The sequence below is a fragment of the Streptomyces sp. DT224 genome (assembly GCF_049844595.1).
GTDB lineage: Bacteria > Actinomycetota > Actinomycetes > Streptomycetales > Streptomycetaceae > Streptomyces.
Map to the genome: position 1 here is coordinate 34,373 of NZ_JBNCLI010000021.1, position 20,141 is coordinate 54,513.

Sequence of the window (20,141 nt, forward strand, 5' to 3'; positions counted from 1 at the left end):
TCGTGTTGTTCGGCTGGAAGTGCGAAAACTAGCTTCGGTTGCCGGAGGTGATGAGTCGATGACTGCCTGTGCCATCGAGAGCGGGACCACCACGGGTGACGACGGACCGGCGGAGCCGGAGCCGGAGCCCGGTCCGGACGGTCCTGCGGGGGCCGTCGCGGAGGCCGGCCCGCCGGAGGGCGCCCCGGAGCCGGAGGCTCTCGGGGCGTCCGGCTCCGGGGCCGAGGCGGACGCCCCCGCCGAAACGGTTCTGCCCCCCTTCACGCTCACCGCCGACGGCGCGTACGGCGCCCGGCTCACCGCCGCCCCCGTGCCCGGCGCCGACACCGCCTGGTACGCCGAGCGCTGGACGCTCGACGGGCCCGAGCCGTATGCCGTGCCACTGCCCACCGACCAGCCGGAGGAGGCCGAGGCGCAGGTGGTGCCGCTCTCCGACGGGCGGGTGCTGATCCGGCGGCGGGTCGCCGAGCGGCACACCTTCTCGCTGCTCTACCCGACCGGCCCCGGCACGGGCGAGCTGCTGCTCGGTGCCGTCGAGCGGGACGCGCTCACCCTGCTGCCGCCGTCGCCCGACGGGGCGAGCGCGTACGCCCTGGCGGTCGGCACCTACTCCACGGAGCTGTGGCGGGTGGCGGGCGGGGCGGCCGGGCCGGAACACCTCGCGGACCTGCCGGGGCGCTGCTCCGGCGGCGTCTGGCTGGACCGGGCGGGCCGGCTGCTGGCCCTGGACCGGGAACCGGCGGGCGGCGGCCCGGTGAAGACGGTCGCGGTGGACCTGGGGCGGGGCGCCGAGACGACCCCGCTGCTCCAGATCGCGCCGGACAGCGACGACCGGCTGCTGCTCGCGGACCCGGACAGCGGGCTGCTGCTGATCCGCTCGGACGCGCCCGGCCAGGACCGGCTCGGCTGGGGGGTTCTCGGCAGCCGCCTGCCCGTGCGGTTCCCCGAGTGCCTGCGGCTGCCGGACTGCTCGGTGGTGCCGTTCGCCGTGCAGCCGGGGCAGACGCTGATGCCGGAGAGCTGTGCGGTCGCCCTCAGGATCGACGGGGCGGCGGGCAGCTGGATCGGCCTGTGGCGTCCGTCGGGCCGCCGGCTGCACCAGCTCGCGGCGCCCGGGGGCTGGCTGGCGGGCAGCGGGGTCTGGTCGCGTGACGGGGTGCTCGGACTCCCGTACGCGGACGGGGACACGGCGTGCGCGGTGGCCCTGCTGGAGATGCCGGAGGAGACGGAACCCGCGTGCGACGTAAGTGGTAAGCAACCTTCCGCGCCATCGGTGAATCCTCCAGTGTGTACACCGGTTCCTCTGGGGCAGGCGCCACTCATGGGGCGTACGGCCCCTGACTAAGCTTGGACCGGGCTCACGCACCGTGCGTCTCGGTCACCGACCGTGGCCTTTCCCGGACGGGCGGCGGCGTGACGCTCCGGTCGGCACACACGTAAGCGATCACAACGGGGTGACTTCCCACATGTCTGAAGCCCGCACCGACACGACCCACACGCTCCTGCCGGGGGCGGACGCGCAACGGGGCGACGCCGGCGGCTCCGGAAAGCACCGAGGGGGTGTGGCGACGGACGACACGGTGGCGACGCCGGCCGGCCGCCATCGCCGCCCCGCCGGGGAGAGCGGCGCGGCGGCGGCCTGACCGCCGCCGATCGAGGAGGGGAACGCGGCGCCCCCGCCGCCCGGGAGACCGTCCCGTGCGGCGGGGGCGCCGTGCTGTCCGCACCGGTCACATCCGGACGCGAAGCCTCCGCGTCCGCGATGACAAATGTCATCGCGGACCGCGTACATTCACATCTGCCGCCGCACGCTCACGCTGCGTAACGTCGGAGACATGACGCAGACAAGGGACGACGGGGCCGCGGTGGTCTTCACCGGGGCGGTGAAGACGTTCGGACGGGCCGGGCGGAGCGTACGGGCCGTCGACGGGATCGACGTGCGGATCGGGCGCGGCGAGACCGTGGCCCTGCTCGGCCGCAACGGGGCGGGGAAGTCCACCACCATCTCGCTGCTGCTCGGGCTCGACGAGCCCGACGAGGGGGCCGTGCGGGTCCTGGGCCGCTCCCCCGCGCAGGCGGTGCGGGCCGGACTGGTCGGCGCCATGCTCCAGGAGGGCCGGCCGATACCCAGGGTGACCGTGCGCGAGCTGGTCGCCTTCGTCGCCTCGACCTATCCGCGTCCGCTGCCGGCCGCCGAGGCGCTGGCCCTGGCCGGAGTGACGGAGTACGCGGACCGGCGCATCGACAAGCTCTCGGGCGGCCAGACCCAGCGGGTGCGGTTCGCCGTCGCGCTGGCCGGCAACCCCGAGCTGATCGTGCTGGACGAGCCGACCGCCGCCCTGGACGTGGCGGGGCGGCGCGCGTTCTGGGACTCGATGCGGGCCTACGCCCGGCGCGGCAACACCGTGCTCTTCTCCACGCACTATCTGGAGGAGGCCGACGAGAACGCCGACCGGATCGTCGTCATCGACCGGGGCCGGATCGTCGCGGACGGCAGCGGCGAGGCCATCAAGGACGCGGCCGGGCACAGCCAGGTCGCCTTCGACCTCGCGGGCCGCTCCACCGGGGGTCTGGACCGGCTCCCCGGTGTCGTCGCCGTCGAGGTGACCGGCGACCGCGCCCTGCTGCACACGGACGACTCGGACGCGACGGTCGTGGAGCTGGCCCGGCTGGGCCTGGTCCGCGGCCTCCAGGTCTCCCGGGCCACGCTGGAGACCGCCTTCCTGGCGCTCACCGCGCCCGGCGAGACCGCTCCGCCCGGGGACACCGCTCGCGCGCGGACCGCGCCCGGGACCGAGAAGGAGACCGTCTGATGTTCCGTTACATCCTGCTCGAAATGCGCCGGACCCTGCGTGACGCCGGGTTCCTGATCTTCGGCACGGGCATGCCGGTGATGATGTACCTGCTCTTCACCAACATCGGTGACGACGGCGCCGACGGCTGGAAGACCGCGTCCATGGTCGGCATGGCCGCGTACGGCGCGCTCGGCTCCGCGATGTCGATCGGTACGGGCGTCGCGTCCGACAAGTCCCTCGGCTGGCTCCAGCAGTTGAGGGTCACCCCGCTCTCCCCCGCGCACGCGGTGGTGGGCCGGGCGGTCAGCGGCTCGGTGACCGTGCTGCCGGTGATCCTCACCGTGCTGCTGGCCGGCGCCCTCGTCAACGGGGTGCGGATGGCGGCCTGGCAGTGGGCGGTCCTGGTGGTGCTGCTGTGGGCCGGCGCGCTGCCCTTCACCCTGCTCGGCCTGGGCAACGGCTACCGGCTGACCCCGCAGGGCACCGGCGTCGTCAACGTCGCCTGCCTGATGGGCTTCGGTGTCCTCGGCGGGCTGTGGTTCCCGCTGGAGATGCTGCCCGAGTGGCTGCGTTCGGCCGGCCGGTTCACCCCGGCCAACCGCTTCGCGGACCTGGGCTGGGCGACGACCGACGGGCACGCGCCGGGTGCCATGACCCTGGGCGTGCTCGCCGCATGGCTCCTGCTGTTCGGCGCGTACGCGGTGATCTCGTACCGTCGGTCCGCCAGGACCGAGTAACGGGGAGCGAACATGCCGGGGACCGGACGACCGTCGTTCAAGGAGCGCCGCCGGATGCGGAAGGAGCGCCGCAGGCCGGGACCGCCGACGCCGTACGCCCTGCTGCCGTGGCTGCTGATGGGCCTCGGCGCCTTCTCCAACCTCTTCCAGGGTGAGACCCCCACCCCGTGGATCGCCGGCGCCGGCCTGCTCGCCTTCAACTCGCTCTACATCTCGGTGGTGTTCCGGGGCTTCACCAAGGAGAAGCGCGAGAGCCCGGTGACGTACGTCCTCCTGGGCTCGCTGGCCGCCGTCACCTTCGCCCTCGCCATCGGTTACGGGGGCAGCTGGCTGCTGTTCTTCCCGCTGCTCTCGCTGGCCGCCGGCACCGTCCTGCGCCACCGGCTGCTGGCGGTCGGGCTGCTCGGGCTCGCGGTCGCCGCGTGCGCGGTCGCGGTCTGGCGCGACGACAGCGCGTCGCCGCCGTGGACGCTGGGGTACGGGACGTTCATCTCCGGGGCCGTGACGTCGGCGATCCTCCGGCTGGCGGAGACCGTGACGGAACTGCGCGCCACCCGGCAGGAGCTGGCCCGGGCCGCCGTCGAGCGGGAACGGCTGCGCTTCTCGCGCGACCTGCACGACCTGCTGGGCCACACGCTCTCGGTCATCGTGGTGAAGTCGGAGGCCGCGCGCCGGCTCGCCCCGCGCGACGTGGACGCGGCGCTGTCCCAGGTCGCCGACATCGAGTCCGTCGGGCGCCAGGCGCTCACCGAGATCCGTGAGGCCGTCACCGGTTACCGCGAGGGCAGCCTCGCGACCGAGCTGGACCGGGCCAGGTCCGCGCTGACCGCCGCCGGGATCGAGCCGGTCGTCCGGCGCTCCGGACCGCCGCTCGCCCCGCAGGCCGAGGCGCTGCTGGGCTGGGTGGTGCGGGAGGCCGTCACCAACGTGGTGCGGCACTCCACGGCGACGCGCTGCGTGTTCGAGGTCGCCGGGACCGGCGAGAAGGTCCGGCTCACGGTGACCGACGACGGCCGGGGCAGGCCCGAGGGACCCGCGCCCGCCCCGGGCATCGGCGGCACCGGTCTGAAGGGGCTCACCGAACGGCTCGCGGCGGCGGGCGGCTCCCTGGTGGCGGGCCCCGGCCCGGAGGGCGGCTTCGTGGTCACCGCCGAGCTGCCGGTGGCCGAGGACGGCGACGCCCGCGCGACGCCGGCGCCCGGAGCGGGGGACGGCCCGGCCTGCTCGCCTACCCTGGGCCGGTGAACGAGATGCCTCAGGAGCACCCCCCGGCCAAGTCCGTCCGCGTTCTGCTCGCCGAGGACCAGGGGATGATGCGCGGCGCGCTCGCCCTGCTGCTCGGGCTCGAACCGGACATCGAGGTGGTGGCCCAGGTCGGCGCGGGCGACGAGATCGTGGCGGCGGCGCTGGCGTCCCGGCCGGACGTGGCGCTGCTGGACATCGAGCTGCCGGGGCGCAGCGGCCTGGACGCGGCGGCCGACCTGCGCGAGGAGGTCCCGGACTGCCGGGTGCTGATCCTCACCACCTTCGGCCGGCCCGGCTATCTGCGCCGGGCGATGGAGGCGGGAGCGTCGGGCTTCCTGGTGAAGGACGGCCCGGTCGAGGAACTGGCCGAGGCGATCCGCCGGGTGCTCGCCGGGGAGACGGTGGTCGATCCGGCGCTGGCGGCCGCCGCGCTCAGCTCGGGGCCGAGTCCGCTCACCGCGCGGGAGCGGGACGCGCTGGTCGCGTCGGTGGACGGGGCGACGGTCGCCGACATCGCGGCCAAGCTGCATCTGTCGGAATCGACGGTCCGCAATTACCTTTCATCGGCGATCGGCAAGACGGGCACCCGCAACCGCATGGAGGCGGTCCGCGCGGCCCGGCAGCAGGGCTGGCTCTGACCGCGTCCGCACCTTGTCCGTTACCGTCACCACCCGAGGGCCTGTCCGCTTCATGTCGTCTCGAATATCCGTGCTCCGGCGCGCTGTTCCGCTCTGGCTCATACCGGCCCTCTGGACCCTGGGCCTCGGGCTCTGGGGGCTCTCGCGGCAGGGCAGCCTGTGGCGGGACGAGGCGGCGACCTGGCAGGTGGCGCTGCGTTCCGCTGCCGAGATACGGCTCATGCTGGGCCACGTCGACGCGGTCCACGGGCTCTACTACCTGCTGATGCACGGCCTCTTCGACTGGTTCGGGCCGACGACCACGACCCTGCGGCTGCCCTCCGTGCTGGCGATGGCGGTGGCGGCGGCCTGTGTCACGGCCATCGGCGAGCGGCTGGCCGGGAGATGGGCGGGCCTGGGCGGCGGAATGGCGCTCTGCCTCCTGCCGGCCGTGCAGTTCTACCTCCAGGAGGGCCGACCGTACGCGCTGGTCGCGGCGGGCGCCGGGGTCTCGACGCTGTTGCTCGTGACGCTGCTCGGCGGGCGCGAGGGGTGGGGGCGCTGGGCGGCGTACGCGGGCACGGTGCTGGTCTGCGCGCTGCTGAACTGGTTCTCGCTGCTGATCCTGCCCGCACACGCGGCGACGCTGGCGTGGAGCGGGGCCGGGCGATGGGTGTGGGCGCGCTGGACGGCGGCCTCGGCGGCGGCCGTGGCGGGTGCGCTGCCGCTGGTGCTGTACACCTCGGGCCAGTCCCGGCAGGTGTCCTGGATACCGCCGCTGACCTGGCACATGATGATCGGCCCCGCGGTGCTGCTGGCGATCGGCGGCCTCGGGGCCCTGGTGGACCGGCCGGGCGGGCGCCGGCTCTCGGTGGCGTCCGTGGGGCTGCCGCTGCTGGCGGTCCCCCAGCTCGGCCTGGCCGCCGTCTCGCTGGGGAAGCCGCTCTTCCTGGACCGCTACATACTCTTCAGCCTGCTCGGCCTGGCGCTGCTCATCGGCTCACTGCTGGGGGCGGCGGCAGGGGCGGCGGCGCCCCGGTTCCCGGCGGCGTCGCGGTGGCTCGTGCCCGTGCTCCTCGCCTGCGCGGTGGCGGCGCTGCTGCCGCAGTCGCTGGCCAAGCGGTCGCCGTCGAGCCGGGTGGACGACGTGCTGGCCATGGCGGCGGACGTGCGCCGGATGAGGGAGCCGGGTACCGCGGTGGTGTTCCTGCCGGGTGCCCGGCGTGACGCGGAGCTGGTCTCGCCCGAGGCGTTCACCGGTCTGCGCGACATAGCGCTGGCCCGGAGCCCGCGCGCGTCCGGGACGCTGAACGGGGTGGAGGCGGCACCGGCCCGGATAAGGAAGGCGATGCTCGCCCAGCGCCGGATACTGCTGGTCACCGACGCGCCGGGGGCGGCGCGTCCGGAGAACGGGCGGCGGGAGAAGGTGAAGGCGGCCGTCCTGAAGCACTACTTCACCGTGATCGAGGACGAGCGGGTGCGGGGGCGTCGGGTGACGCTGTACGAACGGGATTGACGTTCTCCGCTTCGCGGCCCCGGGGCGCCCCGACGCCTCACGGGCCCCGGTGCCCGGCCCCGTACCGTCCGCGTTTCAGAGCCGGTCGCCCTCGGTCCGGCGGCGTGGGACCGGCCCGGCGTCCCTTCGCCTCGCCACGCGCCCGCGCGCATCCGCGCACCCTTCGCACCCCGCGCCCCGGAATACGCCGTAGCCGAGGAAGGTTCACCCTGCACAGACTTGGCGGTCGGTGCTGTCCGCGGCACCGACCGTAACCGTACGCACACCCACCCCTCACTGCTGCCCGGAGGCCGCACGCATGCCACAGACGACGCACGAACAGCCCGGCGCGGAACTTCCCGATCCGCGCGCGAAGGCGGGCCGGGGGATCGTCCCCGTGCTCGCCTTCGCGGGTATCACCGTCGCCGTGATGCAGACCCTGCTCGTCCCCGTCATCAAGGATCTGCCCGCCCTTCTGCACACCGCCCCCTCCAACGCGACCTGGGTGATGACCGCGACCCTGCTCGCCGGAGCCGTCGCCACCCCGATCATGGGGCGGCTCGGAGACCTGTACGGCAAGCGCGGGATGCTGCTGGCCAGCCTCGCCGTGATGGTCGTCGGCTCCCTGATATGCGCCTTCACCGACGACCTCGTCGTCATGATCGTGGGCCGCGCCCTCCAGGGCTTCGCGATGGGCGCGATCCCGCTGGGCATCGGCATCATGCGCGACGAGCTGCCGCGCGAGAAGCTGGGTTCGGCGATGGCGCTGATGAGTTCGTCCATCGGAGTGGGCGGCGGACTCGCGCTGCCGGCCGCCGCGCTCGTCGCCCAGCACACCGACTGGCACGTCCTCTTCTTCGGCTCGGCCGGGCTCGGCGTGCTGGCCATGGCGCTGACCGTGTTCGCGGTGCCCGAGACCACGCTGCGCGCCCCCGGCCGTTTCGACATGGTCGGCGCGCTCGGTCTCTCGCTCGGGCTGGTGCTCCTGCTCCTGCCGATCACCAAGGGCAGCGACTGGGGCTGGGGCTCGCCCACCACCCTCGGGCTGATCGCCGCCTCGCTCGTCGTGCTGGTGCTGTGGGGCCTGTTCGAGCTGCGCAGCGACGCCCCGCTGGTCGACCTGCGGACCACGGCGCGCCGCGAGGTGCTGCTCACCAACCTGACGTCGATCATGGTCGGCGTCGCGTTCTACGCCGTCTCCCTGGTCCTGCCCCAGCTGCTCCAGCTGCCGGCCTCCACCGGTTACGGCCTCGGCCAGTCGATGGTGGTCGCCGGGCTCTGCGTGGCCCCGCTCGGCCTGACGATGATGTTCGTCGCCCCGCTGTACGCGCGGATCTCGGCCCGCAAGGGCCCGAAGGTCTCGCTGATCCTCGGCATGCTGGTCATCGCCATCGGTTACGGGGCCGGGCTCGGCCTGATGAGCGCTGCCTGGCAGACCGTGATCATCGCCGTCCTGCTCGGCGCCGGCATCGGGCTCGCCTACTCCTCGCTGCCCGCCCTGATCATCGGCGCCGTCGACGCCTCGGAGACCGGTGCCGCCAACGGGCTCAACACCCTGATGCGCTCCATCGGCACCTCGGTCTCCAGCGCGGTCATCGGCATGGTCCTGGCCCACACCTCGACCCGGATGGGCCCGGTCGCGGTGCCCACGATGAAGGGCTTCCGGATCTCGTTCCTCATCGCGACGGGCGCCGTGGTCGCCGGTCTCGTCCTGGCCTCGTTCCTGCCGTCCCGGCGCACGGCCACCGCGCCGGTACTGCTGGCGAGCAGCGAGGGCGACGAGGCGGCCCGGCGCGCCGCCGAGGACGTCGAGCCGCTCCCCCTGCCGGCCGCTGAGGGCTTCCGCGGCCGGGTGCTGGACGCGCAGGGGGCCCCGGTCGCCGGGGCCAACGTGACCCTGATCGACCGGCAGGGCCGGCAGGCGGGACTCACCACCACGGACGCGCGGGGCCGCTGGGCGCTGGGCGCCCCGGAGGCCGGCACGTTCGTCCTGGCGGCGTCGGCCACCGGTCACGCCCCGCGCGCCTGCCCGGCCGCGTGCCCGGTGAACGGCGGCCCCGTCGCCACCGACCTCGTCCTGGGAGGTGTCAGCGCGCCGGAGCGTCGAACCGCGGTTCCGTCCTGAGCAGCCAGGACACGTCCGTCCCGGCCGCCAGCTCCTGAGGCGCCCCGTCCCGCGTGAACAGGCGGGCGGGGCGGGCCCCCTCGACCCGGGCCGCCTCGTCCTCGACCCGGAGCCAGGAGCCCTCGCGCAGGCCGAGGACCGGGACGTCGTTCTCCTCCAGGAATTCGGTGAGCCGTTCCTCGCGGGTCTCGCCCTTGTGGGTGCTGGCCGGGTCCGGGTCCAGGTAGTGCGGGTTGATCTGGAACGGGACGAGGCCCAGCGTCTCGAAGGACGGCGGCTGCACGATGGGCATGTCGTTGGTGGTCCGCAGGGTGGGCGCCGCCATGTTGGTGCCGGCGCTCGCCCCCATGTACGGCAGCCCGGCGCGCACGGCGTCCGCGACGGCCTCGCGCAGCCCGGTCCGGTACAGCGCGCTGAGCAGCCGGAAGGAGTTGCCGCCGCCGATGAACACGGCGTCGGACTCCTGCAGCGCGGCGGCAGGCGTGGCGTGCTCGTGGACACCGCGCACGGTGATCCCGGCCGGTTCCAGGGCGCCGCGCACGCGCGCGGTGTACGTGTCGTGGTCGGCGAGCGCGTACGGCACGAAGGCGAGGCGGGCGCCGGCGGGCAGGAACGCGGTGACCGTGTCCAGGGCGTGTTCCAGGTAGCCGCGGCCGTACTGGGTGGAGTTGGAGAGCAGGAGCAGATTCACGGGGCTTCCTCGGGGTTGTTCGGTCAGGCGGACGTCGTGCGGCGGGCCTTGGGCTTCGGGCGCTGCGGCGGGTGGGTGAGGCGCTTCTCCAGGAGTGCGGCGGCGTTTCGCAACGCGTCGAGGCGGTTCTCCGGCGCGCCCTCGAACCGTTCCTCGGCGCCGCCGAGGCTGAGGCTCCCGTACGGTTCGCGGCCCAGGAAGACGGGTACGGCGAGGGTCGCGATGCCGGTGTCGTACTCGCCGACGGTCCAGGCGTACCCCTGGGCGCGGACCTTGAGGAGCTGCTGCTCCAGCGCGTCCGGGTCGGTGACCGTGCGGTCGGTGAAGCGGGCCATCGGGCGGCCCCGGAAGAGCCGGTGGCGCTGCTCGTCGGGCAGGTAGGCGTAGAAGGACTTGGCTGTCGCCCCGGCGTGCGCCGGGTACAGCTCGCCGACCAGCGGGTAGTAGCGCAGCGGCCCCGCCTCGCCCTCCTCGGCGGCCACGCACCGCATGTGGAAGCTGTCGGGCAGGCAGAAGAGCACGGTGTCGCCGGTGACGCGGCGCAGCTCCTCCAGGACCGGTCCGGCCAGCAGCTCCAGTGATCCCGAGCGCTCCCAGAGCCGGCCCAGGCGCAGCACGGCGGGGCCGATGCGGTAGCGCCGGGTGGCGGGGTCGGAGACCAGGAAGCCGCGTCCCGCGAGCGTGGCGAGGAGCCGCTGGGCGACGGAGGTGTCCCAGCCGAACTCCGCCGCTACCTCGGTCACTCCCCAGTCGGGCCGGGTCCGCTCGAACGCGAGCAGCACGAGCAGCGCGCGGTCGACGGTCTGGAGGGCTCCGGCGGGGGTGCGCCGGTCGAGTTCGAACTCCGCCATGGCCATCTCACCATTCAGACGTGAATTGCAGATAACGGGAAATCATTGCGCTCAACGCTATCCGATCCCGAATCTGCTCTCAGCACCCCGTCCGGAGCCCCGGCTCCCTGACGGACTCCGGACGGGTGTGACGGATGCGCGAGAAAGGCCCCCCATGTTGAAGTACGTACTGGACCTCGTCGAGCTGCTCGACGACCCCCGGGCCAATGGCAGGACGGCCGTCGGGTACCTGGACGCCGCGGCGGGGGCCGGGGGCTCGTCCGCCCAGGTCACCACGGTGACCGGCGAGCGCGGCTCGACGGACTTCGTGTCGGTCCGCATCCCCGGCTCCCGGGGCCGTACGGCCGGGGGCGACGCCCGCACCCTGGGCGTCGTGGGCCGGCTCGGCGGTATCGGCGCCCGGCCCGAGGTGACCGGTCTGGTCTCCGACGCCGACGGCGCGATCTCGGCGCTGGCCGCCGCCGCCAAGCTGCTCGACATGCGCCGCCGGGGCGATGTGCTGCCCGGTGACGTGATCATCGCCACTCACATCTGCCCGGACGCGCCGACCGAGCCGCACGATCCGGTGCCCTTCATGGGTTCGCCGGTGGACATCGCCACGATGAACCGCCACGAGGTGACCGGCGAGATGGAGGCCGTGCTCTCCATCGACACCACCAAGGGAAACCGCATCATCAACCACAAGGGCCTCGCCCTGTCGCCCACCGTCAAGGAGGGCTGGGTGCTCCGCGTGAACGAGCAGCTGGGGGAGCTGCTGGCGGTGGTGACCGGTGAGCCGTTGGTCACGTACCCCGTGACCACCCAGGACATCACCCCGTACGGTAATGGGGCACACCACATCAATTCGATCCTCCAGCCCTCCACCGCGACGGCGGCCCCCGTGATCGGCCTGGCCATCACCTCGGCCGCGGCGGTGCCGGGCTGCGGGACGGGCGCGAGTCACGAGAGCGACATCGCGTCCGCCGCCCGCTATGCCGTCGAGGTCGCCAAGGCGTACGGCGACGGCCGGCTGGACTTCCACGACGCGGTGGAGTTCGACAACCTCGTCAGCCGCTACGGCTCGCTGACCCACCTGCAGACCTTCGGCCGCACCCCCCAGGAGTCCTGATGTCAGCCGCCCCGCAGTCCGGTGCCGTGGCGCCCGCGCCCAAGAGCATCGGCAGCGACGACTACGCGCTCTCGCGCGTCCCGCGCGACAAGCGGTTCGGCTTCTGGTCGATGCTCCTCCAGTGGCTGGCCCAGTCCGGTTCGATCTCGCAGTTCACGCTCGGCGCCACCATCGGCGTCGGGATGACCTTCGGCGACGCGTTCCTCGCGTTCACGCTGGGCGCGGTGATCCTGGAGGTGGTGATCTTCGCGATCGGCCTGGCCGGGATGCGCGAGGGCCTGGCGACGCCGATGCTGACCCGCTGGGTCGGCTTCGGGCGCAACGGCTCGGCGCTGGTCAGCTTCGTGATCGCGGTCAGCCTGGTCGGCTGGTTCGGCGTCCAGAACAAGATCTTCGGCGACAGCGTCTCGGCGCTGGTCGGCGGCCCGTCCTGGATGTGGTGCGTGCTCGCGGGCATCGCCATCACGACCCTGGTGATCTTCGGCTTCAAGTACATGGCGAACTTCGCGAAGGTCGTCACGCCGCTGTTCTTCGCGATGGTCGCCTTCTCGGTGATCCGGACCCTGAACGACCACTCGTTCAGCGACCTGGTCCACTCGCCGCCGCCGGGAGAAACGATTCCGCTGGCCGTCGCCGCCACCGCCATCGCGGGCGGCTACATGACGGGCGCGATCGTCTCCCCCGAGATGACCCGCTACAACCGCAAGGGCTCGCACGTCTTCCTGCAGAGCGCCTCGTCCATGATCCTCTCCGAGTACATCGTCGGCCTGACCGGTGTGCTCCTGGGCCACCTGGTCAAGAGCAACGAGGTCTCGCACATCGTGCTCTCCACCTCCGGCGCCTTCGGAGTGCTCGTCGTCCTGATGTCCACGGCGAAGATCAACGACTGGAACCTGTACGGCTCCTCGCTCGGCGTCGTCAACTTCTTCCAGGTCGTCTTCGGCAAGCGCGTGCACCGCGGCGCGGTGACCATCGTGCTCGGCATCGCGGGCACGGTCCTGTCGGCCGTCGGGATCATGAGCCACTTCACCGAGTTCCTGACGATCCTCGGCGTCGCCATCCCGCCCATCGGCGGGATCATCGTGGCCGAGTACTGGGTCGTGAAGCGGATGCGCAAGCCGCTGGACGAGACCCGGGAGGCCCAGACCCTGCCGGCGCACTCGCCGACCTGGGTGCCGATGTCGATCGCGATCTGGATCGCGGCGTTCTGCGTCGGCAAGTTCTACGACGGCGGCATCCCGGCCCTGAACTCGCTGGCCACCGCCTTCATCCTGTACTGCGCCCTGGGCCTGCTGGGCTGGATCAAGCCCTACGGCACCTCCGCCCTCGCCGACGAGCAGGACGGCCCGGCCCCGGCCGCCCGCACCACCACCCCTGTGGGAGCAGCATGAGCACCGCACCCGGCACCGCACTCGTCCCGGCCTCCGACGAGGCCCAGGAGGAGGTCGTCGCCCTCTGCGCCGAGCTGATCAGGTTCGACACCTCCAACCCGACGAGCACCGAGCGCGCGAGCGCCGAGTGGGTCGTGGCCCGCCTCGCCGAGGTGGGCATCGACTCGGAGCTGGTCGAGTCCGCGCCCGGCCGCGCCAGCGTCATCGCCCGGATCGCCGGCCGCGACCGGGACCGCGGCGCCCTGCTGGTCCACGGCCACCTGGACGTGGTCCCGGCGGACGCCTCCGAGTGGCAGGTGCCGCCCTTCTCCGGCGAGATCCGCGACGGCTACCTCTGGGGCCGGGGCGCGATCGACATGAAGGACACCGTCGCGGTGATGCTGGCCACCGCCCGGCACTTCGCCCGCACCGGTACGGCCCCCTCGCGCGACCTGGTCCTCGCCTTCCTCGCGGACGAGGAGGCGGGCGGCAAGTTCGGCGCCCACTGGCTCGTCGAGCACCGTCCGGAGCTGTTCGCCGGGGTCACCGAGGCGATCGGCGAGGGCGGCGGGTTCTCCTTCGCCATCGACGACACCCGGCGCCTCTACCCCATCGAGAACGCCCAGCGCGGCATGGCCTGGATGGAACTCACCGCCACCGGCCGGGCCGGCCACGGCTCCTCCCCCAACGACGAGAACGCGGTCACCGACCTCGCGGAGTCGCTGACCCGGATCGGCCGCGAGACCTTCCCCATCCGCCTGATCGAGCCGGTCCGCGCGCTGCTCGAAGAGGCCGCCCGGCTCTACGGCGTGGAGTTCGACGAGGACGACATCGAGGGCAGCCTCGCCCGGCTGGGCCCGGTCGCGGACTTCATGCAGGTGGTGCTGCGCAACTCGGCGAACCCGACCATGTTCAGCGCCGGCTACCAGACCAACGTGATCCCGGGGAAGGCCACCGCCCGCGTGGACGGCCGCTTCCTGCCGGGCCACGAGCAGGAGCTGATCGACACGATCGACCGGCTGCTGCTGCCCTCGGTCAGCCGCGAGTGGGTCAACCACGACATCGCCATGGAGACGACGTTCGACGGCCCGCTGGTCGACGCCATGTGCGCGGCGGTCCGCGCGGAGGACCCGGACGGCCACCCGGTGCCGTACTGCAACCCGGGCGGCACGGACGCCAAGGCGTTCACGCATCTGGGCATCCGCTGCTTCGGCTTCAAGGGCCTCAAGCTCCCGCACGACCTGGACTACGGCCGCCTCTTCCACGGCGTGGACGAGCGCGTCCCGCTGGAGGGGCTGCGCTTCGGGGTGCGCGTCATGACGCGCCTCTGGCAGAGCTGCTGATCCGCCGCCGTCTTCCCGTACGCCCCCGCCGACACGTTCGGCGGGGGCGTACGGCACGATGACGCCGTACCCGCACCGACCAGGAGGAACACCGTGGCCGCCGAGCCCAAGCCGGAGATTCTCGCCGCGTTCCAGGCCGCCAAGGGCTTCATGCCGGTGGTCGAGGGGCTCGCGCTGTACGAGGCGGCCACCGGGGCCGCCGCGCTCGGCCTGCCGCTGCTGGAGGTGGGCACCTACTGCGGGCGCTCCACGATCCTCATCGCCGACGCGGCGCGGGCGGCCGGCGTCACCGCGCTCACCGTCGACCACCACCGGGGCAGCGAGGAGCAGCAACCCGGCTGGGAGTACCACGACCCGACCGTGGTGGACCCGGAGGTCGGCCGGATGGACACCCTGCCCACCTTCCGCAGGACGCTGCACGCGGCAGGCCTGGAGGACCACGTGGTGGCGCTCGTGGGGCGCTCGCCGCAGGTGGCGGCGGTGTGGGGCGGCCCGCTGGGCTTCGTCTTCATCGACGGCGGCCACACCGACGAGCACGCGAACGGCGACTACGAGGGCTGGGCCCCGCATGTCGCCGAGGGCGGGCTGCTGGTGATCCACGACGTGTTCCCGGACCCCGCGCACGGCGGCCAGGCCCCGTACCGGGTGTATCTGCGGGCGCTGGAATCGGGCGCCTTCACGGAGGTCTCCGTCACGGACTCGCTGCGCGTGCTGCGCCGCACCGGGCCGGGCATCTGACCGCGAGGACCTGTCCACGGGGTGCTCCCGGCCGGTCCGCGGACGCCCCGGACAGGGCAGGAGCCTGCCGGTAGCATCGCCGGGTGCGCCACCACGAGAGCCTTCCCCCCACCCCGCGCCGCCCGCTCCGGCTCGCCGCCGCCGCTGCCCTGCTCTGCCTGGGCCTGTCCGGCTGCGGCGACGGAGGCGGCACCGCGCAGGCCCAGGCCGGGCCGAGCGGCGGTCCCGCCACCACCCCGGCCGCACCGGCCTCGCCGTCGCCGGCGCCCACGAAGGCCACCCCGTCGCCGTCCACGTCCCGGGCGAAGTCCCCCTCCGAGCCGCCGGCCGGTCCCGACGGGCCGCTGTCCGGCAAGACCGTGGTCATCGACCCCGGGCACAACCCGCGCAACCACCTGCACACCGCCGCGATCAACCGCCAGGTCGGCATCGGCACCGGCCGCAAGGAGTGCGACACCACCGGGACCGCCACCAACGGGGGTTACGCGGAGGCGGAGTTCACCCTCGACGTGGCGCACCGGCTGCGGACGCTGCTGCGGGCGCAGGGCGCGACGGTGCTCCTGACCTACGACGGGGACCGGGCGTTCGGACCGTGCGTGGACGAGCGGGCACGTATCGGCAACAAGGCCCACGCGGACGCGGTGGTCTCCGTCCACGCGGACGGATCGGCCGCCGGCAACCGGGGCTTCCATGTGATCCTTCCCGCGTCCGTGCGCGGCGGGGATGCGGACACCTCGAAGATCGTCGCCCCTTCGCGCGACCTCGGCACGCGTATCGCGGGACTGTTCGTACGCAGTACCGGAAGTTCCCCTTCCAATTACATCGGCGGCAAAACAGGTTTGGACGTCCGCGGGGATCTCGGCGGACTTAATTTGTCGACCGTGCCCAAAGTCTTCATCGAATGCGGCAATATGCGTGATCCCGAGGACGCCGCCCTGCTCACCAGCCCGGGTTGGCGCCAGAAGGCCGCCCAGGGCATCGCGGACGGCATCAGCAGCTACCTCAAGGGGTAGGCAAGGGGTGATTCTGCGATGAATTCGGGAGGATGTCCGCGCAGCAACCGGGCAGGAACCCAACCCGCCCGGGCAGACGATAGATTCATCCGTACGATGGGGAGCCGTTCCCGAGCTTCAAGCCGTCCCCGCCGAGTATCCGGCGGCAACGACGACCGCCCCGACGAGACGACCGACTAAGGACCTTCACGTGAATATCCGCTCCCTCACTCGAGGCGATGGCGTGGTGATCGGAGCAGCGGTCGTGCTGTTCATCGCCTCGTTCCTCGACTACTTCGACTACGGAAGCAACAGCGTCGACGCCCCCAACGCCTGGGACTCCCTGGGCAACGGCATCGGCGTCTACATGGTCGGGGTGATCGGCGCAGCGCTGATCGTGCTCTCCCGTTCGCAGCCCCAGCCCCGCAAGGTCGTGGGCCTCGACCTCGCCCAGTTCGGCGTCGCCGCCACGGTGTTCACCGCGTGGAACATGTTCTGGACGATCATCGACCTCGGTCAGATCGACGCGGGCGCCGGCCTGATCCTCGGCTTCATCGCCTCGCTGGCGCTGGCCGCGGGCGCGGTCGCCTCGCCGCTGGTCCCGGCCCTGAAGGCCCCGCTCGCCGGCGCGCCCAGCCCGCAGGCCGTGCAGCCGCCGTACGGCGCCCAGCCCGGCCAGGGCTACGGCTACCCGGGCGGTCCGCAGCCGGCGTTCGGCGGCCAGCAGCCGGGCCAGCCGCAGCCGTACGGTGCGCAGCAGCCGGGTCAGCCCGAGGCGCAGCAGGCCCCGGCGCCGGCGGCCGGTGGCGGTGCCGGCGACTTCACCCCGTTCTGGTTCGCGGTGCCGGTGGCCCGCCAGCTGTACAACGAGGACGGTTCGCAGGCCCCGATCGCCGAACTGGCGCCGGGCACCTGGTACCTCGCGGTCGAGCAGCGCGGTGCGGCACTGATCGCCCAGACGCAGGACGGCCGTCGCGGCGTCCTCCAGGACACCACGGGCATCCAGCGCGGCTGACGCCCGCACCCCGTCCGTCACCACGGCCCCCTGCCCCTTCCGGGCGGGGGGCCGTCGGCGTACCAGGGACTCAACCGGTCGCGCGCGCGGGGACCTTGCCCTGCCGGGTCCAGCGCAGCAGCTCGTCGGCCGTCCAGGTGGTGACCACGCGCTCCGGCGGGACCTCGCACTCCTCGGCGCGGGCGCAGCCGTACGCCTGCCAGTCGAGCTGGCCCGGTGCGTGGGCGTCGGTGTCGACGGCGAACAGGGTGCCCGCCGCCACGGCCCGGCGCAGCAGCCCGCGGGGCGGGTCGAGCCGTTCGGGGCGGCTGTTGATCTCGACGGCGGTACCCGCCTCCACGCAGGCGGCGAACACCTCGTCGGCGTCGAACGACGACTCGGGGCGGCCCCGGCCGGTGACGAGGCGCCCGGTGCAGTGGCCGAGGACGTCCGCCTGCGGATGGCGGACGGCGGCGACCATCCGGCGGGTCATCGAAGCGGCGTCCATGCGGAGTTTGGAGTGGACGGACACCACGACCAGGTCGACCTCTTCGAGCAGGTCCTCCTCCTGGTCGAGGGAGCCGTCCAGGTTGATGTCGCACTCGATGCCGGTGAGCAGCCTGAACGGCGCCCACCGCTCGTTGAGTTCGGCCACCTCGGCGAGCTGCCGGCGCAGCCGCTCCGGGGAGAGGCCGCCCGCCACGGTGAGCCGGGGCGAGTGGTCGGTGAGCACCGTCCAGTCGTGGCCCAGTTCCGCCGCCGCGCGGCCCATCTCCTCGATGGGGCTGCCGCCGTCCGACCAGTCGGAGTGCGTATGGCAGTCGCCGCGCAGCAGCGAGAGCAGGTGCGCGCCGCCCTCCGCGAGGGGCCCGGCGCTCGCCGCCTCGGACTCCAGCCGGTCCAGGTAGCCGGGCGTCTCCCCCGCCACCGCCTCGCGGATCACCTGGGCGGTGCGGGGACCGATGCCCTTGACCCGTTCCAGCGAGCCGTCCGCGACGCGCCGCGCCACCTCACCGTCGTCCATCGCGGCGACGGTGCGCGCGGCGGTGCGGAACGCCTGGACACGGTAGGTGACCGCCCTGCCGCGCTCCAGCAGGAAGGCGATCCGCTCCAGGGCCCTGACGGGGTCCATCGGCACCTCCTCGCGGGACGGGACGGTCGGCGGCCGCCCGTCCAGCTTGGCCCAGCCGGGCCGGGCCCGCACACCGGCCGGGCGCTTCCCGCTCAGCCGAACGAAGTCCGCTCCAGCCAGAAGTCCAGCAGCTCGGCGTCGCCCAGGACCTCGACCCGGTCGCTTCCCGGGGCGAGGCGGCGGTTGAAGACGAGCATCAGGTCGGTGAGCGGACCGCGCAGCGCCACGGTCGCCTTGCCGTGCGCCCGGCGCCAGGTGACGCCGTCCGCGCCGAGCTCGATCAGCCATTCGGCGTCGGGCACGTCGGTGGCGTGCAGGTGCAGGGAGCGCTCGGCCCCGCGCAACTGGGCGACCTCGGGGTCGCCTTCGCTCTGCGCGAAGCTCACGATCTCCAGCCACTCGTCGATCGTGTCGGCGGCCAGCTCGGGCGTCATCGTGTACGGGACCTTGGCGGCGAGGGCGGCGTCGGCGAGGTGGACGACGGTCTCGATGGCCATGCGGCGGGCCCAGAAGCCCGCGCTGTGCTCCCAGGCCCAGGACCACGCCTCGGCGTCCGGCCCGGCCTCCCGCAGCGCGTCGGCGGTGCCCGCGGCGCCGGCCGCGAGCCAGGCGTCGAGCGCGGCGGGGTCGTCGCTCGCGGGGCTGTTGTCCGGCACCTTCTCGTCCGCCACCGCCTCGGCGGCCCGGGTGCGGACGATCTCGCCGGCCCAGCGGTGGGCGCGGCCGACGTGCTCGGCCAGCTCGCGCAGGGTCCAGTCGGGGCAGGTCGGCACGGTCGCGCCGAGGTCGGCGCCCTGCAGGGCCGCCCTCAACTCGCCGGTGAGCCGGATGATTTCATCGCAGTAGCGCTCGTGCGCGAGAAGTCCCATGATCGCACCCTAGTGCGGTTGGCACCCGTTCCACATGCGGTTATCCGCCGAGCTGCGAGGTGGACGGGATCTTGTCCTTCACCTCGGCGCCGGCGCTCTTCCCGGCGTCCTTGATGCCGTTGATGACGTCCTCGAACACGCCGATGTCACCGGCGTCCGCATCGCCCTTGCGGACCTTGGCGGCGAGTCCCTTGAGCGAGGCGATGCCCGCGGTGAGCGGGGCGACGGCCTTCGACAGCAGGGGGTCGCCCTTAGCGCTCGTAGTCGCGGCCTTCAGCCGGTTGTAGGCGAAGCCGCCCGCGAGCCCGGCCTTGACGAGGGCGAAGGTGCGCCCGTCGGCGCCCTTCTTGAACTTCCCGGCCCGGTACGGCTTCACGATCCACTGGTACGTGGCGCCCGCGGCGAGCCCCGCGTTGGCGACGAACCTGGTCTTGGCCCACTTCTGCGCCTGGGCCGACGAGGTGCCCGTGGGCGACGCCGAACTGCTCGCACCGCCGCCCTCGTCGTCGCTCCCGCACGCGGTGGCGCCCGCCAGGAGCACGCAGGCCAGCAGCAGCGCGAGGAGCGGGCGGCGAAGCGGTACGGGTCGGGGCACGGCGGGCCTCCCTGGCCGGGCGGAGCGGGTGCCGGGACCCGGCACTCCCCGCCAGGCTGGCCGGGAGGCGGGCGATGCGCCACCGCTGCGCGGCCGTACGGGTCCGGCCGACGGGTTTCGGCCGGGCGGGAGCGGCAACGTGGAGTGCATGTCCTACAGCAGAGGCAACAGCATCACCGCAGCACGTGTCATCGCCCTCGTGGCGGACGTCATGGCCTTCATTCTCGGCCTGTGGATCCTGATGTACCTGCTCGACGCGAACCGGGGCAACGAGCTGGTCGAGTTCGTGCGGGACACCGCCAGGTGGCTCGCGGGCTGGTCCTACGACCTGTTCACGTTCGACAAGGCATGGGCCAACGTCGTCGCCGGCTACGGTCTCGCCGCCCTGGTGTACCTGTTCATCGGGCACGCCGTGGCGGGCCGCGTCCGGCGCTGAGCGAAGCG

General features: G+C 73.2%; 20 protein-coding genes. 15 read left to right on the plus strand and 5 right to left on the minus strand.

What is annotated here, in order from left to right; all coding sequences use genetic code 11:
* Positions 1-58 precede the first annotated feature (58 nt).
* From ACLQ2N_RS35435 to ACLQ2N_RS35470, 8 genes are all read left to right on the plus strand, one after another.
* Positions 59-1,345: a hypothetical protein gene (locus ACLQ2N_RS35435; RefSeq protein ID WP_425819806.1), complete on the plus strand. Its 1,287-nt coding sequence runs from the start codon at positions 59-61 to the stop codon at positions 1,343-1,345.
* 121 nt (positions 1,346-1,466) lie between these two features.
* Positions 1,467-1,643, plus strand: coding sequence for a hypothetical protein (locus ACLQ2N_RS35440; protein ID WP_425819808.1), 177 nt, complete (start codon positions 1,467-1,469; stop codon positions 1,641-1,643).
* 192 nt (positions 1,644-1,835) lie between these two features.
* Positions 1,836-2,813, plus strand: coding sequence for an ABC transporter ATP-binding protein (locus ACLQ2N_RS35445; protein ID WP_425819810.1), 978 nt, complete (start codon positions 1,836-1,838; stop codon positions 2,811-2,813).
* On the plus strand, positions 2,813-3,532 hold the full coding sequence (locus ACLQ2N_RS35450; RefSeq protein WP_425819812.1) for an ABC transporter permease: 720 nt from the start codon (positions 2,813-2,815) through the stop codon (positions 3,530-3,532). Before ACLQ2N_RS35445 ends, ACLQ2N_RS35450 begins: the two co-directional genes overlap by 1 nt.
* 12 nt (positions 3,533-3,544) lie before the next feature.
* Positions 3,545-4,777, plus strand: coding sequence for a sensor histidine kinase (locus ACLQ2N_RS35455; protein WP_425819814.1), 1,233 nt, complete (start codon positions 3,545-3,547; stop codon positions 4,775-4,777).
* A 5-nt stretch (positions 4,778-4,782) separates the two neighbouring features.
* Positions 4,783-5,415: a response regulator gene (locus tag ACLQ2N_RS35460; protein WP_425819886.1), complete on the plus strand. Its 633-nt coding sequence runs from the start codon at positions 4,783-4,785 to the stop codon at positions 5,413-5,415.
* A 52-nt stretch (positions 5,416-5,467) separates the two neighbouring features.
* Positions 5,468-6,910 (plus strand): glycosyltransferase family 39 protein, encoded by a 1,443-nt coding sequence (locus tag ACLQ2N_RS35465; RefSeq protein WP_425819816.1) that lies wholly within the window; start codon positions 5,468-5,470, stop codon positions 6,908-6,910.
* Positions 6,911-7,208: 298 nt separating this feature from the next.
* Positions 7,209-9,014, plus strand: coding sequence for an MFS transporter (locus ACLQ2N_RS35470; protein WP_425819818.1), 1,806 nt, complete (start codon positions 7,209-7,211; stop codon positions 9,012-9,014).
* On the opposite strand, the gene pepE is transcribed toward ACLQ2N_RS35470, so the two are convergent.
* Positions 8,977-9,705, minus strand: coding sequence for a dipeptidase PepE (gene pepE / locus ACLQ2N_RS35475; protein ID WP_425819820.1), 729 nt, complete (start codon positions 9,703-9,705; stop codon positions 8,977-8,979). The genes ACLQ2N_RS35470 and pepE overlap by 38 nt on opposite strands.
* Positions 9,706-9,728: 23 nt before the next feature.
* Positions 9,729-10,562, minus strand: coding sequence for an IclR family transcriptional regulator (locus ACLQ2N_RS35480; RefSeq protein WP_425819822.1), 834 nt, complete (start codon positions 10,560-10,562; stop codon positions 9,729-9,731).
* Positions 10,563-10,710: 148 nt separating this feature from the next.
* On the opposite strand from ACLQ2N_RS35480, the gene ACLQ2N_RS35485 reads away from it, so the two are divergent.
* The 6 genes from ACLQ2N_RS35485 to ACLQ2N_RS35510 all read left to right on the plus strand — a co-directional run bounded on the left by ACLQ2N_RS35485 (position 10,711) and on the right by ACLQ2N_RS35510 (position 17,122).
* On the plus strand, positions 10,711-11,664 hold the full coding sequence (locus tag ACLQ2N_RS35485) for a DUF1177 domain-containing protein (protein WP_425819824.1): 954 nt from the start codon (positions 10,711-10,713) through the stop codon (positions 11,662-11,664).
* Entirely contained in the window at positions 11,664-13,055 is a 1,392-nt protein-coding gene (locus ACLQ2N_RS35490; RefSeq protein ID WP_425819826.1) for a cytosine permease, read from the plus strand. Before ACLQ2N_RS35485 ends, ACLQ2N_RS35490 begins: the two co-directional genes overlap by 1 nt.
* Positions 13,052-14,377 carry a M20/M25/M40 family metallo-hydrolase gene (locus tag ACLQ2N_RS35495; RefSeq protein ID WP_425819828.1) on the plus strand — a complete coding sequence of 442 codons (1,326 nt, stop codon included), beginning with the start codon at positions 13,052-13,054 and terminating at the stop codon, positions 14,375-14,377. The genes ACLQ2N_RS35490 and ACLQ2N_RS35495 overlap by 4 nt, the downstream gene beginning before the upstream one ends.
* Positions 14,378-14,470: 93 nt before the next feature.
* Positions 14,471-15,115 (plus strand): class I SAM-dependent methyltransferase, encoded by a 645-nt coding sequence (locus ACLQ2N_RS35500; RefSeq protein ID WP_425819830.1) that lies wholly within the window; start codon positions 14,471-14,473, stop codon positions 15,113-15,115.
* 83 nt (positions 15,116-15,198) lie between these two features.
* A complete protein-coding gene (locus ACLQ2N_RS35505; protein WP_425819832.1) occupies positions 15,199-16,128 on the plus strand; it encodes an N-acetylmuramoyl-L-alanine amidase in 930 nt (309 codons plus the stop codon).
* 223 nt (positions 16,129-16,351) lie between these two features.
* Complete coding sequence (locus ACLQ2N_RS35510) at positions 16,352-17,122, plus strand: hypothetical protein (RefSeq protein ID WP_425819834.1); 771 nt, start codon at positions 16,352-16,354, stop codon at positions 17,120-17,122.
* Positions 17,123-17,192: 70 nt separating this feature from the next.
* Here the strand turns inward: ACLQ2N_RS35510 and ACLQ2N_RS35515 are convergent, their stop codons facing one another.
* The 3 genes from ACLQ2N_RS35515 to ACLQ2N_RS35525 all read right to left on the minus strand — a co-directional run bounded on the left by ACLQ2N_RS35515 (position 17,193) and on the right by ACLQ2N_RS35525 (position 19,697).
* Positions 17,193-18,233: a PHP domain-containing protein gene (locus ACLQ2N_RS35515; protein WP_425819836.1), complete on the minus strand. Its 1,041-nt coding sequence runs from the start codon at positions 18,231-18,233 to the stop codon at positions 17,193-17,195.
* A 92-nt stretch (positions 18,234-18,325) separates the two neighbouring features.
* Positions 18,326-19,102 (minus strand): maleylpyruvate isomerase family mycothiol-dependent enzyme, encoded by a 777-nt coding sequence (locus ACLQ2N_RS35520; RefSeq protein ID WP_425819838.1) that lies wholly within the window; start codon positions 19,100-19,102, stop codon positions 18,326-18,328.
* 40 nt (positions 19,103-19,142) lie between these two features.
* Positions 19,143-19,697 (minus strand): hypothetical protein, encoded by a 555-nt coding sequence (locus ACLQ2N_RS35525; protein WP_425819840.1) that lies wholly within the window; start codon positions 19,695-19,697, stop codon positions 19,143-19,145.
* Positions 19,698-19,845: 148 nt separating this feature from the next.
* On the opposite strand from ACLQ2N_RS35525, the gene ACLQ2N_RS35530 reads away from it, so the two are divergent.
* A complete protein-coding gene (locus tag ACLQ2N_RS35530; RefSeq protein ID WP_383307100.1) occupies positions 19,846-20,133 on the plus strand; it encodes a hypothetical protein in 288 nt (95 codons plus the stop codon).
* Positions 20,134-20,141 lie beyond the last annotated feature (8 nt).

Excerpts from the sequence above, each read along its gene's own strand:
- ACLQ2N_RS35480 (WP_425819822.1), bottom strand. The coding sequence starts at position 10,562 with ATGGCCATGGCGGAGTTCGAACTCGACCGGCGCACCCCCGCCGGAGCC.
- ACLQ2N_RS35465 (WP_425819816.1), top strand. The coding sequence starts at position 5,468 with ATGTCGTCTCGAATATCCGTGCTCCGGCGCGCTGTTCCGCTCTGGCTC.
- ACLQ2N_RS35520 (WP_425819838.1), bottom strand. The coding sequence starts at position 19,102 with ATGGGACTTCTCGCGCACGAGCGCTACTGCGATGAAATCATCCGGCTC.
- ACLQ2N_RS35495 (WP_425819828.1), top strand. The coding sequence starts at position 13,052 with ATGAGCACCGCACCCGGCACCGCACTCGTCCCGGCCTCCGACGAGGCC.
- ACLQ2N_RS35445 (WP_425819810.1), top strand. The coding sequence starts at position 1,836 with ATGACGCAGACAAGGGACGACGGGGCCGCGGTGGTCTTCACCGGGGCG.
- ACLQ2N_RS35530 (WP_383307100.1), top strand. The coding sequence starts at position 19,846 with ATGTCCTACAGCAGAGGCAACAGCATCACCGCAGCACGTGTCATCGCC.
- ACLQ2N_RS35460 (WP_425819886.1), top strand. The coding sequence starts at position 4,783 with ATGCCTCAGGAGCACCCCCCGGCCAAGTCCGTCCGCGTTCTGCTCGCC.
- ACLQ2N_RS35485 (WP_425819824.1), top strand. The coding sequence starts at position 10,711 with ATGTTGAAGTACGTACTGGACCTCGTCGAGCTGCTCGACGACCCCCGG.
- ACLQ2N_RS35450 (WP_425819812.1), top strand. The coding sequence starts at position 2,813 with ATGTTCCGTTACATCCTGCTCGAAATGCGCCGGACCCTGCGTGACGCC.
- ACLQ2N_RS35455 (WP_425819814.1), top strand. The coding sequence starts at position 3,545 with ATGCCGGGGACCGGACGACCGTCGTTCAAGGAGCGCCGCCGGATGCGG.
- ACLQ2N_RS35490 (WP_425819826.1), top strand. The coding sequence starts at position 11,664 with ATGTCAGCCGCCCCGCAGTCCGGTGCCGTGGCGCCCGCGCCCAAGAGC.
- ACLQ2N_RS35440 (WP_425819808.1), top strand. The coding sequence starts at position 1,467 with ATGTCTGAAGCCCGCACCGACACGACCCACACGCTCCTGCCGGGGGCG.
- ACLQ2N_RS35515 (WP_425819836.1), bottom strand. The coding sequence starts at position 18,233 with ATGGACCCCGTCAGGGCCCTGGAGCGGATCGCCTTCCTGCTGGAGCGC.
- ACLQ2N_RS35470 (WP_425819818.1), top strand. The coding sequence starts at position 7,209 with ATGCCACAGACGACGCACGAACAGCCCGGCGCGGAACTTCCCGATCCG.
- ACLQ2N_RS35435 (WP_425819806.1), top strand. The coding sequence starts at position 59 with ATGACTGCCTGTGCCATCGAGAGCGGGACCACCACGGGTGACGACGGA.